The 13,250-nt window shown below is 73.6% G+C and carries 11 protein-coding genes; 5 read left to right on the top strand and 6 right to left on the bottom strand.

Annotation, left to right across the window (positions count from 1 at the left end; translation table 11 throughout):
- Nucleotides 1-155 precede the first annotated feature (155 nt).
- The 5 genes from ACFQBR_RS20060 (at nt 156) to ACFQBR_RS20040 (ending at nt 5,356) form a co-directional block, all read left to right on the top strand.
- Nucleotides 156-2,513 carry a protein kinase domain-containing protein gene (locus tag ACFQBR_RS20060; protein ID WP_344184365.1) on the top strand — a complete coding sequence of 786 codons (2,358 nt, stop codon included), beginning with the start codon at nt 156-158 and terminating at the stop codon, nt 2,511-2,513.
- Between the two features lie 512 nt (nt 2,514-3,025).
- Nucleotides 3,026-3,598 (top strand): hypothetical protein, encoded by a 573-nt coding sequence (locus ACFQBR_RS20055; RefSeq protein WP_352983149.1) that lies wholly within the window; start codon nt 3,026-3,028, stop codon nt 3,596-3,598.
- Between the two features lie 42 nt (nt 3,599-3,640).
- Complete coding sequence (locus ACFQBR_RS20050; protein WP_344184367.1) at nt 3,641-4,063, top strand: hypothetical protein; 423 nt, start codon at nt 3,641-3,643, stop codon at nt 4,061-4,063.
- Nucleotides 4,064-4,078: 15 nt separating this feature from the next.
- On the top strand, nt 4,079-4,924 hold the full coding sequence (locus ACFQBR_RS20045; protein ID WP_344184368.1) for a hypothetical protein: 846 nt from the start codon (nt 4,079-4,081) through the stop codon (nt 4,922-4,924).
- 9 nt (nt 4,925-4,933) lie between these two features.
- Complete coding sequence (locus ACFQBR_RS20040) at nt 4,934-5,356, top strand: hypothetical protein (protein ID WP_344184369.1); 423 nt, start codon at nt 4,934-4,936, stop codon at nt 5,354-5,356.
- Nucleotides 5,357-5,493: 137 nt separating this feature from the next.
- On the opposite strand, the gene ACFQBR_RS20035 is transcribed toward ACFQBR_RS20040, so the two are convergent.
- The 6 genes from ACFQBR_RS20035 to ACFQBR_RS20010 form a co-directional block, all read right to left on the bottom strand.
- The gene (locus ACFQBR_RS20035) at nt 5,494-5,988 is read right to left on the bottom strand and encodes a DUF4913 domain-containing protein (protein ID WP_344184370.1); all 495 of its coding nucleotides are present in this window, start codon (nt 5,986-5,988) and stop codon (nt 5,494-5,496) included.
- Between the two features lie 87 nt (nt 5,989-6,075).
- Complete coding sequence (locus ACFQBR_RS20030; protein WP_344184371.1) at nt 6,076-7,692, bottom strand: hypothetical protein; 1,617 nt, start codon at nt 7,690-7,692, stop codon at nt 6,076-6,078.
- Between the two features lie 22 nt (nt 7,693-7,714).
- Complete coding sequence (locus ACFQBR_RS20025; protein WP_344184372.1) at nt 7,715-9,085, bottom strand: hypothetical protein; 1,371 nt, start codon at nt 9,083-9,085, stop codon at nt 7,715-7,717.
- Between the two features lie 68 nt (nt 9,086-9,153).
- Nucleotides 9,154-9,807: a hypothetical protein gene (locus tag ACFQBR_RS20020; protein ID WP_344184373.1), complete on the bottom strand. Its 654-nt coding sequence runs from the start codon at nt 9,805-9,807 to the stop codon at nt 9,154-9,156.
- 56 nt (nt 9,808-9,863) lie between these two features.
- On the bottom strand, nt 9,864-11,678 hold the full coding sequence (locus ACFQBR_RS20015; RefSeq protein WP_344184374.1) for a type IV secretory system conjugative DNA transfer family protein: 1,815 nt from the start codon (nt 11,676-11,678) through the stop codon (nt 9,864-9,866).
- Nucleotides 11,679-11,686: 8 nt separating this feature from the next.
- Nucleotides 11,687-13,240, bottom strand: coding sequence for a hypothetical protein (locus ACFQBR_RS20010; protein WP_344184375.1), 1,554 nt, complete (start codon nt 13,238-13,240; stop codon nt 11,687-11,689).
- Nucleotides 13,241-13,250 lie beyond the last annotated feature (10 nt).

Raw genomic sequence — 13,250 nt, 5'->3', positions numbered from 1 at the left:
ACCGGGGCTCACAGGGCGCATCCTCGCCCCGTCCCGCCCCCTCTCCCTGCTCCCGTCGGACGGGCCGGTGGTGTTCCGCCGTGCCACCCCTCCCCAGGTCCCCGTGACGCCGGGGGCGGAGAACGGAGGGCACGGGCTCCACCAGGAGGGACGCCATGAGAAGGACCAGCCGCCGCGAACCGCCGCCGCCGTTCCCTGGCATGCGCGACCTGACGACGCTGTACTGCGGCAGGAGCGCACTCCTCTACCGCGCCGAACGCGAGTCCGACCGCGCCCCGGTCGTGGTCAAACTGCTGGGGCGGGGTCCCGGCACGGCCGGGCCCGACGAGGCCGGTCTCTGGGACCGGCTCACCCCCGTGCCCGGTGTCCAGCCGCTCCTGTCCTCGGGAGTCACCGGGGCGGGCCGCGCGTTCGCCGTGACGGAGTACCGCGGTGAGGGCGACTACGCCCGCGCCCTGGCCGAGGACGGGCCGCTCGCGGTGGACGAGGTCCTCACCGTCGGCCGGACCGTGGCGCGGGCTCTGGAGGGCATGCACGAGCTCGGCCTGCTCCACCACGCGGTGACCCCGGCCAACATCCTCCGCGGGGCGTCCGGGCCGACCCTGACGGACTTCGGCTCGACCCTGCCCCTGGACCACCCGTTCCCGCCCGTGTACTACACGCGGGCGGCCCTGGACCACGCCCCTCCCGAGGAGGTCGCCGGTTCCCGTCCCACCCCCGCGTCGGACGTGTACCGGCTGGCCTCGACCCTCTGGACCCTCCTGGCCGGGCACGCCCCGTTCGCCGGTCCGGGGCAGGAGGAGACCGGCCCGCGGGAGTACCGCTCCCGGCTGCTGTCGGGCACGCCGCCTGAGATGGACCGCGAGGACGTCCCGGACCGGCTGCGCGCCGTCCTCCTCCGGGCGCTGGCCACCGAACCCGGGCGGCGGACGCCGACCGCCGCGGAGTTCGGCCGGGCTCTGGAGCCGGGGCCGGTCGCACAGGACGTTCCTGACACGGACCTGGACCGGACCGCCGCCGCTGCGGGGTCCGCGGACGACGGGCCCGAGGCGTCGGCGGCCGAGTCCGAGGCAACGGTCGCGCCCGTCCCCCTCGCGGCGGCAGCGCTTCCCGCGGAGGCGGGCACAGGGGCGAGCGCGGACCCGGCCTCGGACGACGCCGGGGCGGAAGAGGCCGAACCGGAGACCGCGACCGGGACGACCGAACCGGAGTCCGGTGCGGAAGGGACGGTGAACGGGTCGGAGGTCTTCGCCGAGGAGACCGTCGAACCCGACGAGGACACCGGCCACGGCCCGGACGACGACGGGTACACCGACGGCGCCTGGTACGACGACGATGACGAGGACGGCGCCTGGTACGAGGTCGACGACGTCCTGGGCGAACACGGGGACGGCGAGGCCCCGGACGACGCCGGGGAACCGTCGTCGGCGGACAGCGGACCCGAGTCGGACGCACCCCTCGCGGCGGACAGCCCCTCCGGGACGCACGAGGCGGTCCCGGACCCGGCGGCCGGACCGGGGGAGACCGGCGAGCCGGTTGCGGCGGCCGACCCGGGCGACGGGCTCCCGGACGGTTCCGAGGTGCACGAGGCGGCCCCGACCGACCCCCCGGCGCCGGTCGCGTCCTCCACGACCGGGCCCCCGCCCCGCACCTCCTCGCCACCGGTTCCCGACCGCGACGAGCCGCACTCGGACGCGGGGGCCGGGGGCCCGGCGTCCGTCCCCCTCGACTCGTCCCCCCTTTCCGCTCCCACCCCGGTCCTCGGCCCCGGACGCGTCGGGGAGGCCACCGGGGGCCCGCTCCCGGGCAGCCGTCCGCCGTCGGCGGAGAGGACCGCCCCCTCCCCCTTCTCCTTCGAGGCCATCACACGCGGGGCGGAACCGCTGACCAACCGGTCCGCACCGCCGGCCCACGCGTGGAGCGCCCCGAGCGCGCCCCGGACCGCCGACGCCGGCTCCGCCTGGACCGACGAGCGGCACGCGCCCGCGAACGCCACGGCGTGGGCCCCGGCCCCTCAGCCGGAGCGCCACCGCACGGCGGTGCTCCTCCCCGTCCTGATCGGCCTCGTCCTGGTCACGGTCGTGGCCGTCGGCGCGCTCCTGGTCACCGGCCGGGACTCCGGCGCCCCCTCCGCGGAGGCGCCTGCTCCGGCCGGGGGCGGAGGGGCCGCTCCGGAGGTTCCCGGGGGCGCCGCGGGAGGGGACGGGCCCGCGGAGGAGGCGGACCCGTCGGCCATCGCCCCGACGGGGGTGGAGGTCGCCGACGACCTCGTGGGCGTCTCGCTGTCCTGGACGGACAACACCGGCGGCTCCGCCCCGCACTTCGTGGTCGGCGGTCCTGTCGGGGCCCGCACCACGTCGATGGCGAACGTCCCGGCCGGGGCCTCCACCGTCGATGTCAGCGGCCTCAACCCCGAGGTCGAGTACTGCTTCCGGGTCGTCGCCGTCCGGTCCACGGACGTCATGGCTCCCTCGGAGGAGGTCTGCACCGACCGGGGCGCGGCGGGCGGCTGACCCCTCCCCCGGTTCTGCCGACGGAGGCGGTCCGCTCCGTGGGGACCGGGCCACCGCTCAGGCCCCGGCCCGGCCGCGCGCCGCCCTGATCGCGGCGTGCGCCGCCGGGACGGCCGGACAAGGCGGCGGACGGACCGGGACGGCCGGACACGGGGCGTCGACACCATTGTCCATAGGTGAGACGAAAACTTATCCATTCATATTCAACGGAGTCGCCGCTCCCCTTCCTCGCCTGTCGGCCGCAGAAACAGAAGCATTCCGCTCCTGCTTCCGGCGCGAAATCCCGGCGCCCGTGGCACGGAACGGCGAGTCGGCGGGGACCGCTCTCCCCCGCCGACGTTCCGCACACGGGACGGCACCTACCGCACCCGCCGCCGACCTCCCGGCCCCGGAATTTCTGAATTCAACTGACTGTGATGCAAGTCACACAACGAGCCCACCTGGGAAACCCTACGCTTGGACCCCGTGAGCCACAGAAGCCCAGACCAAGGATAAAGAGCGGAGATCCTTTCGTGCCCACCGGATCTTTCATGAGCCTCCTCCCGATTCCTCTGCAACTCATGCTCTGGTCCTACACGATCATCGCGGGGATGGGCCTCATGCTCAGCTATTCCATTCGAGCACGCCTGAACATCAACAACACGAAGAGCGAACGACTGCTCCAGAGCGGACCTCTTCCGGGCGAGGAGAATCAGAACTTCCCGTCGACGAAGGAGAAGATCGGCGATCTGAACATCGCGTCCAGGGAGGAACTGAACGCGCTCGACATCCGGATCGCCGACCTCCGTGACAGCCTGCGTCCGACCCAGGAGGAGACCCGCCAGATGGGGGTCCACGGCGACAGGGCCAAGAGCCTCGCCACCTTTCTCGACGGGACCTCGAAAAGGTATGACGGACTGCTCAAGGACTCGCGCCTGGCCCTGAAGGCCCTGGGGGTGGACGGCGACAAGGAGTCCACGAGCACCCCGGAAGGCGCCGCGACACCGTCGGCCGGACAGGCGAGGGCCCGCCCGTCCGGTTTGGTCGTCGTGCGCAGCGAACGGAGAAACCGCCCCCCGAACAGGAGCACCGGCCCCTCCCTCTAGGAATGTCGTGACCACCGCAATTCCGAAGAAAAGGTTCTTACCATGATCGATGAGCGGGTGCTGGCCGTCGCCGGCGTCGCGGTTCTCATCCTGATCGCCCAAGGCCTGATCCACCTCTTCCTGACCGCGGCCGGGGTGTACCTGTCCGACCGCACCCCGTCGGAGCCGGATTCATCCGACGAGCGGAGGACTCTGCTGGAGTACCGGTCCCTCCTCCGCGAGAGGTTCCACCGCCTCTTCGCCGGGGACGGCGGACCCCCCGGTGACGGGCCCGTTCCCGGGAGCGCGCCAGGAGACCGGCCGACCGCGCCGGGGGAACAGGACGCACGGCTCACGGAGGCCAGGGCCCGGGCCGCGCTCGTCAGGGACCGTCCGGCCCCCTCGCGGCCCGGCTTCCAGGCCGGCGTGCTGACACGGCCCGCCCTGGTGCTCCTGATCGCCCTGTCCGCCGTATTCAACTGGTAGCAGCGAGGAACACGCATGGTACCCATTCTGGTCGCCTCCATCCTCACGGCCGCTTTCAGCGGACTCATGTGGGGAATCTCGACACAGATCAGAGACGCCATCAAGAGTGCGAGGGTCAAACAGAGGGGCAACCACCTCAAGGCCAAGATGAGCGCGTCGGACAAGACGAAGAAGCTGGCAGAAATCGATGACCTGCAGCGGGAACCCGAGATCCAGCGCGATAAACGGGTCGAAATCCTCGACAACCAGGCCATCAATGTCAACAGCGCCAACCTTCATGCGAACGAGGCGTCACGCAAGCGGGACGAATTCCTTCCCCTGGCCGAACTCATGGAGAAATCGGGGGCCCTCACCATCGGTTTCGTCCTCACCGACAAGGGGACCGCGGCCGACGCGGACCGCGGGCTGATCGCCACAGCCATCGGCGAGCGCGCCGCGCTGGCCGCCGCGGGGGAGGACACCACCGAGGCCACCCGGGAACTGCGGAAGAAAGCCTCCTCAGGGCTCGTGGTGGAACAGTACGAGGTGAAACCGGACAACCCCCTCTCCGGCGTGGATCTGGCCACGCTCGAAAGGCTCGTCAAGGAGGGGAACCACCTCAACTCCTTCGTCGAGGACGCCCTGCGGGAAGGCCTGGAGATCCGCCCCGGCAAGGTCGCCAAGGCCCGGACGGAGCACGGTTTCGCGAACCCCGACAGCACGAGCGCCCTGCCTCCCCTCTTCCTGGCCGAGCTCGGTCCCGGGCGGGGCATCTCCACCGCGCTCCAGAACAGGTCGGGCCAGGCTCCCGCGCCCCGTACCGCGCCCGCGTCCGGCAACCGCCCGCAGCCCCCCTCGCCCGGCCGGGCCACGGGTTCCTAGACAGGTTGGGTGACAACGATGGTTCTCGTTCTCTGCTTCTTCGCCGGGGCGTTCGTCTTCTCGACGTCCCTGCGCAGGGTCATGGAGCACCAGCTCGACGCACCGCGCATGAACACCGCTCTCGCCGCGGAGCACGAGCGGGCCCGTACGGAACTGGCCGGGTTGGAACGCGTGGACGCCCTGTTGGACGCGTGGGAGGAGCGGCGCCCGGGCCCGGGAGGGGAGTCGGCCGCCGAGGAGCGGAAGCGGATCGACGCGGCGTTCTCCTCCGTCCGCGCCGAGGCCGAACGCGCGGCCGAGGCCGTCCGGGGGGAGCTTCCGCGCAAGGAGCGGTTGAGGTCCTTCGCGCGGGTGGCCGACATCGTCCTCGTCGTGGCCGGGGCGGCGCTGATGGTGGTCAGCCCGGTCCTCGGGGTCTCCATGGTCCTCTGACGGAGTCGTACCCGGCGTGTGCGCACAGGCCGGCAGGCGTCCGGGGCCGCCCGGAGAGGGCGCCGACAGGACGGAGGGGACCCGCCGCAGGTGTGGGCGGGTCCCCTCCCCGGTACGTCACCGTGCTCGGGCGGCGGTCACCACTCGTCCTCGAACCAGCCCTCGGGGGACGGGTCGGCGGGGAGGGGGCGCGGGTCCTGGTGGCGGCGCGAGGTGCACTCGCGGAACGGCCCGTTGTCCCCGAGGAGGATGCCCATCTGGAAGTCGAGGTGGTCCCGGTACCAGACCGCCATCCCGGTGCCCGCCTCCCATCGCAGCACCTCCCAGGCATGCCACAGCGCCTGGAAGCGCGACACCGCCTCGGCGTGCCGCCACCACTCCTTGCACCAGCGGAACTGGCCGCCCTCGGGTCGGACGTAGACCGGGAGGAAGCGCAGCCGCACGAACTCCTCGACGTTCTTGAACACCGGTTCCGGCGCGGGCTCTCCGTCGTCCCCCTCGCCGCCGTCGACCCCGGCGACGGCCGAGGTGACGTCCGGGGCCTCGGCGGTGAGGCCCCCGCCGGCGGACGGGGTCTCCCGGGGCTCCTCCTCCAGGAGGTCCGCTGCGTGGTCGTGGGGTTCGGTGCTCATGGTCGGCGCCGTCCTTCTTCGCGTTCGTGGTCGTGTCGGGGACCGTGGGGCCGTTCGGGGTCGCAGGGGCGGTCGGGCCGCTACGGGTCACCGCGCGCGGGCGGTCCGGGTGTGCGCGGTGGTGGTGGAGCGGCGCCTGCGCTGCCTCTCGTGCACGGCGGTCAGTCTCCCGACCGCGCGTTCCCGCTGGGCGCGTTGCGCGGGGAGCCCGCGCGGCGAGTCGCCGGCGGCGGCACGGGCCGCCTCGCCCCGCCTGTAGAGCGCGGCCTGCGCGCGGGTCCGGGCGAGCTCGGTGCGCTTCTCCCGGCGCTCACCCTGCTCGGCCGCACGGGCCTCGGAGCCGCGTGCCCCGGGACCGCGGCCCGGCGCGATCCCCTCCCCGTCCCGCGCCCCGAGGTCGCGTACCCCGTCCGGACGGAGGACGGCGCCCCCGTTCTCGTCCCGCGCCCGGCCCAGCTGAGCACTGGTCACGGGGAGCCGGGAGTCACCCAGGACCAGGGCCGGGCCCAGGGCCCTGGTGGCGTCGTGCGCGCGCAGGTCCGCCTTGACCGCGTTGCCCGCGGCGACGGAACCGGCCCGGTCCGGCAGGCTGTTCACCGGGTAGCCGCGGGCCCGGTCGAGCGTGTCGAGCAGGGCGTCCCCCTGCGGGAAGGCGTCCGCCGCGCCCCCGGACACGCGTGCCCGCGCCTTCTCCAGGTTCCTGTCGTGGTCCTCGCCGAACCCGGGGAGGCTCTTGTTGGCGGCCGCGCCGGCGCGCACGTCGGCCAGGACGGTGACCGGGACCCTGCCGTCGAGGACGGCCGCGGACAGCGACTCGGCGTCGTCGCGGAGCTTGTTCAGGTCGGCCCGGCTGTCCTTGAACCAGGGGACCGCCTTGGCCCAGTACTCCTCCATGGTCTCCAGCGGACGCCCGTCGGCCTGCGGCGAGGCGCCCGCCATGACGGAGTTGGCGTCGATCCGGGAGGACGCGGTGCTGCCCGTGTGGTTCGGGTCCCGCAGCATGTGCCGTTCCATGGACTCCGCGAGCTGCGGGTGTTTCTCCGCCAGCTCGGCGAAGAACCTCTCCTGCGCCTCCCGCGCCCCGGGCTCGTTGGAGTTCGCCGCGCTCAGCCAGTGCAGCGCGAGCTCACGGGGGTTCATCCTGCCCGTGTCCAGGGTCTCGTCGAGCCCGCGCCGCCACAGGTGCTCCGGAGGCGTGTCCGGGTCCGGCCCCTGGCCCCGCATGCCGGCCCGCAGGGCCTGCTCGATCCGCCCGGTGCGGTAGTCGGCGCGAAGCACCGCGTCCACGTCCTGGAGCACCGTGTTCCGCTGGACCTCGCGGACCCGCTGGACGTCGGCGCCCAGGACGTCGGCGACCAGGCGCGCGTCGGCCCGGCGGATGAGGCCGAGGCCGCCCATCGCGACCCCGGGCGAGTACCCGACGTGCTCCTCCGCGAAGAACTGCTCCCCCCTGCTCTGCCTGCTCCGCTTCCTCAGGAAGTGGTACAGGGAGCCCCTGGCGAGGGCCCCCGAGTTGCTGATCCCGCCGGGGCCGACGGAGGAGCCGATCGCGGCGAGGAACAGGGCCTCGCGGATGTCCGCGTCACCGCCGCCGCCGGACCCCGCGCCCGAGGACGCGAGGAGTTCGGCGAGCCGCGCGCGGTTGCGGCGCAGCTCGTCGGCCTTCTTCCCGCTGATCTGGCCCTTCGGCCGCTTCGGGCTCATACGGTCCTCCTGTCGGGTCCGGTCACGGGGTCGCCCTGCCGTTCTGCCCGGTCCTGAGCCCTCTCCGGACGTGGCGGGGCGCGGCGGCGGGGCGGGCCTGCCCGGCGCTCGCGCTCCGGAGGGCACGGGTCCTCAGAGCGGCCCTGGCGTTCCGTCCACCGGCGGAAGACGCGGCGGAGGAGGGGGCGGGAGGCGCCGACGCGTTGCGGGCGCTGTTCGCGGAGGCGTTCGGCAGGTTCCGGCTCGCGGGGTCGGCCGCGGCCATGCGCTCGTTGAACCGGCGCCGCTGGACGGTCGCCTTGGCCCCGTTCCAGCGGAGGAGCTGCTTGGCGTCGTCCTTCGGGGTCCCCCTCCTGGCGTGGCCCTTGAGATCGTTCACACGTTCGTCGACCTGTCCGACGTAGGTGTCGTGGGCGGCCTGCGCCGCGTCGACGGCGCGGCGTCCCCGGTCCTCGGCCCTGCTCACCAGCCCGTCACGCCTCTGCTCGGCCGTACGCACCAGGGCGTCGCCCTGCCGCCGGGCGTCCGCCACCCGTGCCGCTCCGGCCGCGTCCGTCCTGCGGACGTCCGCGTCGCCGGCCCTCACCGCAGCGGCGATCGCCCGGTTGCCCTGTGCCGTGGCCCTGGCCGTCCGGCTCGTGCGCCGGTCCTCCGCAGCCCGGACGAGCGCGTCCCCCCGGCGCCCGGCGTCCCTCTCGGCGACGGCGCCCCTTCCGGACGCGGCGTCGACCAGCTCCCGCCGCCGCCCCTTCGCCCGTTCGACGTCGGCGTCCGCGGACGCCCTGACACGCGCAGTCACGCGGTCGACCCGTTGGCGGGCGCCGGTGACCCGCGCGTTCCTCCTGTCCCGGGCGGCCCCCAGCTCCGCCGCGGCCCGTGCCCCGGCCCGGTCGACCGTCCGATCGCGTGCCTGCTCCGCGGCTTGCACCATGCCCTCGCCCCGGGCCCTCGCGTTCGCCACGTACGCCTCCGCCCGCCGCCGGGCGCCCTCCAGGGCCCGGCCCGCGCTGATCCTGGCGAGCACGGCCCTCGCCCTGCGCGCCGCCACCCGCGTGCGGATCGGGATGCGGCCCCTGCGGACGCGCCACCGGACGAAGGCCGCGACGAGCCCCGCCACCGGGCGGAGCACCGCCATCGCGAGGCCCAGCACCGCCTGGAGGAGCGCCTGGAAGATCCGCACCAGGTAGTCCAGGACCCACGCGGCGAACCTCGTGACGGAGGAGAGCGCGGCCTGGGTCTCCGACGCCACGTCGCCGGCCCCGCTCGCGCTCTGGGGCGCGTCCGGCGGGCCGGCCGACATGTTCCGCCGGTCGTGGGCGGTGTGCTGCCTGGCGGCGGGCTCGTTCCCCACCCGGGGAGGGGGCGGTTCAGCGGTGGCTGTCGGGGAGGCCATGGTCCCGCTCCTTACCGGTCGGTGCTGCTGGGTCGCGGGTCACGGTGCGCGCGGCGGAGGGTGTGCGCTCAGGCACCCGTCCCCCTCCCGCGCCGTTCCGTCGGGCCCCGTCGTCGTGCCGCGGGCCGGACGGCGGTCCTGTCGGCGGCGGCCCGGGGCGCCCTCCCGGACCGGTCGTGCAGCTCGGTCCGGGGAAGCGGCGCGGAGGCGTCCGCCGCGCGGGCTCCCGGGGCGGACGCGCCAGGGGGCACGAGGGGGTCCCCCTCCTCCCGGGCGGGGGCCGGGCGCACGAGCCCCTCCTTCTGGTCGAGGAGGGTGAGGAACCCCGTGAGCGCCCTCTCCCCCCGGTCCCTGTCCGTCCGGAGAGCGGAGTGGAGGTCGGCCGCGGCTCCCCGACGACCGGTCCTCCACCCGAGTTCGAGGTCGGTGATCCTGTTCCGGTTCCTGGAGAGGTCGAGCGAGAAGTAGGTGTGCGCCTTCTCGACCTCCGCGATCACCTGGCCGCTCAGGTCCCGGGCTGCCCCCGCGGCGGCCCCGCCACTCGGCCCCACGGCCTTCTGGTACTCCACGGCGGCGGCGCAGACCTCGGCGCACCGCTGCTTCGCCTTCTCCCGGTGGGCGTCGATCTCGTCCAGCCGGTTCGCGATGTCCCGCTGGAGGGGGGTGAGGGAGTGCGGCAACAGCGTGTTCAGCACCCTGGTCCTGCGACTGGTCTCCGCCATGGTCCTTCTCCTCGTCCTCGCCGACCGGGTCGGGCGCGTCGGTCGCCGACGCCTTTTCACGCGCCCCGGGGTGCGTCGTACCTCGCACGGGCCCCGGCGGTGATCAGCTCCTCGGCGTCCTTGATCGCCGCGGTGACCAGCCTGGCCCTGTCGGTCCTGTACCAGGGGCGCATGCGCAGGATCGTGGGCCGGGCGGCCGTGGCGAAGAGCAGGCACTCGCCCTTGTCGATCTGGCGGATGTCGGACCCCTGCATGATCTCCTGCCTGCGGAGCTGCACGGAGTGGTTGCCCTTGCCCTCCCCGTAGCTGAACGACGTGGTGGAGACGTCGTGCTGGCCGATCAGCTTGGACAGGGCGTCCACGATCTTGTGGTCGTCCAGCCCGGCGCCGAACACCTTCACCGTCGCCGCGGACCACATCGCCTCCATGCCGTTCTCGGTCCAGACGCGCACGCCCTGCCGGTAGCTCTGGAGGATGGTGACCGGGACGATGCCGCGGGACCCCAGGTGGGAGTACATGTCGGGGAGGTCCGCGATCTTGCAGATGTTCGCGGCCTCGTCCAGGACGGCCACCAGGGGCGGGTCGAGCCGCCCGCCCTGCGCCTCGGAGGCCTCCTCCCCCGCCAGGAAGATCGCGTCGGTCAGGGCCGCGATGAGCGGCGCGGAGGCGGCGCGTGACTTGCTGAGGAGATGGAGCGTCTGCTTGCTGGTGACGAACGACCGCGGCTCGAACTCGGGGAGCGGCCGGTCCCCCGGAGGGGTCACCCACTCCATGATCCGGGGGTCGTCGAGGCAGCGCGCGGCCGTGCGGGCCGTGGTGTAGATGCCGTCACGGGTCTCCGCGACGATGTTCTGGGTCTCGCGCAGGGCCTCGGCGTAGGCGGTGAAGCCGTGCTCGAAGAGGACGTCCACCGGCTGCGGGAGCTTGGTGTCGTGCAGCCACTCCCCGACCGTGGACAGCGACCTGCCCGAGAGCGCGGCGGCGAGGATGAGCTGGGAGAGGAGCGCGCGGGCCGCGGGGCCCCACATGTCCTTCTTCGAGTCGTCGTCGATGGTGAGGACGAAGTGCCCGGCGAGGCGGTAGGCCTCCTCGACGCCGCGGACGTCGGTGAGGGGGTTCCACCAGAACTCCTGGCCCTGGTGGGTGACCTGCTGGGGGTCGAACAGCCACACGCGCTCGCCGGTCGTGTGCTCGCGGATCCGCGCGGTGGCCGACCACACGTCGGCCTTGTTGCTCGTGGCCAGCGCCGGTCCGGGCGCGTCCAGGACGTAGGGGATGGCCATCGCGGTGGTCTTGCCCGCGCGGGGGGCCATGAAGGCCAGGACGGTGTCCTCCCACGACGCGAAGAGCCGGGCGCCCGTCCGGTTCCCGTCGCCGCGCATGTCGCCGATGGTGAGGCCCACGTCCGCGTCCTTGAGCCCCCTGCCCCTGCGTCCGGCCAGCGATGTCCTGCGCAGCCGCACCGCCTTGTCGGCGGCCTCGGGCCGGGCCAGCTCCGCGACCGTCTCGTTGTCCTTGTTGAGTGCGCCGATCGCGTCCGGCTGCCCGTACAGGGCGTTCCGGACCCGGTGGAGGACCCACCAGAGGAGCGCCGCCGACAGTGCGGCGAAGACGCCGAACAGCAGGACGACGGGGAGGGTCGGCGTACCCGGCCAGACCGTGCCGGTGTCCCAGACGACCAGGGAGACGACCCACGCCATGCCGAACCCGCCGACGGTCCCGCCGGTCAGGGAGGCGACGATCCGCGCCGCCAGCCAGAAGAGGAAGAAGAGTCCCACCGTGCCCCAGAGGGCGATCAGCACCAGCAGGGGCGGCGCCCCCGCGGCGGCGGCCCCGCCCTTCACCTGGTACTTCGGGCGTTCACGTGACATGGTCGTCCTCACTCCCTCCGGATGGCCTGGTCCGTGTCGTACAGGGTGAGTTCGTCACGGGTGAGCGTCATCTGCACCGGGATGCCGAGCCGCTCGGCGCCGGTCTTGATCAGGTACTTGCCGCGCCCGGGGTGGCGTGCGCCCGGCTGCCAGGAGTCCGGTGAGGACCAGGACGCCACCAGCCCCTGCTCGGGGCCGGTCATCGGGGTGATCCGGTTGACGGAGGCCAGCTCGCGCGGCGGTAGTCCGGCGAGGACGGTGATCGCGGAGCGGTCCACGAAGCCCCGGGCCTTGGCCCGGTCCTCCTCGGTGGCCAGCGCCTCCAGGTCGCCGAGGGAGTGCGTCACCATGACGGACGCCATGCCCTTGGAGCGGTTGAGCCGGGTGAGGGAGTCGGCGAACTCCACCAGGCCGGGGGCCCCGCGCAGGGCCCGCCACAGCTCGTCCATCACGCCGATGTAGGACCGGCGACGGATGAGGCCGTGTTCGGCGAGCACGGCCGCGGCGTCGACCATCCCGAAGCCGTAGCTCCACGTGCACAGCATCGCCGCGGTCAGCAGCTTGTCGCCGGCGGCCCCCACGCGGGAGATGTCGACGCTGATCCCCGGCGCCTCCATGTCGAGCGGGCTCGTGGTCTCGCCGTCGAAGACCCCGGCCAGGGAGCCGGTGCACAGCAGGCGCAGGGTGAAGACGAGGTCGTCGACGCGCTTGTCGTACTGGTCCCTGGTGTCGGCGCGGGCGAACGACCGCAGGGACTCGGGCCCCTCCTCGACGACCTGGAGGACGTCGATGACGTTGGGCTGGCGCGTCCCGGCCAGCCGCTCGTCCAGGAGGTCGACCGCGGCGCCGAGGACGACCTCCTCGGCGTTGGCGATCCTGTCCTCGCGGACCAGCGTGCACAGGGCCATCAGCAGGGAGATGCGGCGGGAGCGCACCTCCCAGCGCAGCTTCTCCCGCTCCACCTCGGTGAGCCGGCCCATGACCCCGCCCAGGGGTCCCGCGTCGAGCGGGTTGATCCGGTCCAGCCCGCGCCCGATCCGCACGACCTGCCCGCCGAGGTGGCCGATCAGGTCGGTGTAGTCGGGCTTGGTGTCGCCGAGGATGATGGCCTGCGACCCGAAGGCCACCGCCCCGGTGACGAGGCGCTTGACGAACGTGGACTTGCCCGTGCCCGGCTGTCCCAGCACGAAGCACCCGGGGTTGGTGATCAGCCCCGCGCGCAGCCAGGCCATCGGGTCGAGGCAGACGACCTCCCCCGACAGCAGGTCGCGTCCGATCGGGGTGCCGATCGAGGGCGGCTTGCTGCTGGTGACGAACGGGAACAGTCCGCACGCCTGGGCGGTGGTGGCCTGGTACTCGACCGCGTTGGGGATGTTCGGCGAGGCGCCGCCGCCCCGGTGCCGCCAGCCGAGCAGGGGGGCGATGACCTCCCTGTCCCTCTCCGCCGACCGGTCCGGCCGCTCCGCCCTCTCCTTCTGCTCCTGCCTCTGCTTGAGGCGTTTGCGCTCCGCCCGCTGCTGGCGGCGCTCCTCGCGCCGGCTCTGCCGGTCCACGATCGCCATCGGTGCCCCC

Origin of the sequence: Nocardiopsis tropica (assembly GCF_042660575.1) — a bacterium.
Lineage (GTDB): Bacteria > Actinomycetota > Actinomycetes > Streptosporangiales > Streptosporangiaceae > Nocardiopsis > Nocardiopsis tropica.
This window is presented reverse-complemented; position numbering and strand designations above follow the sequence as displayed.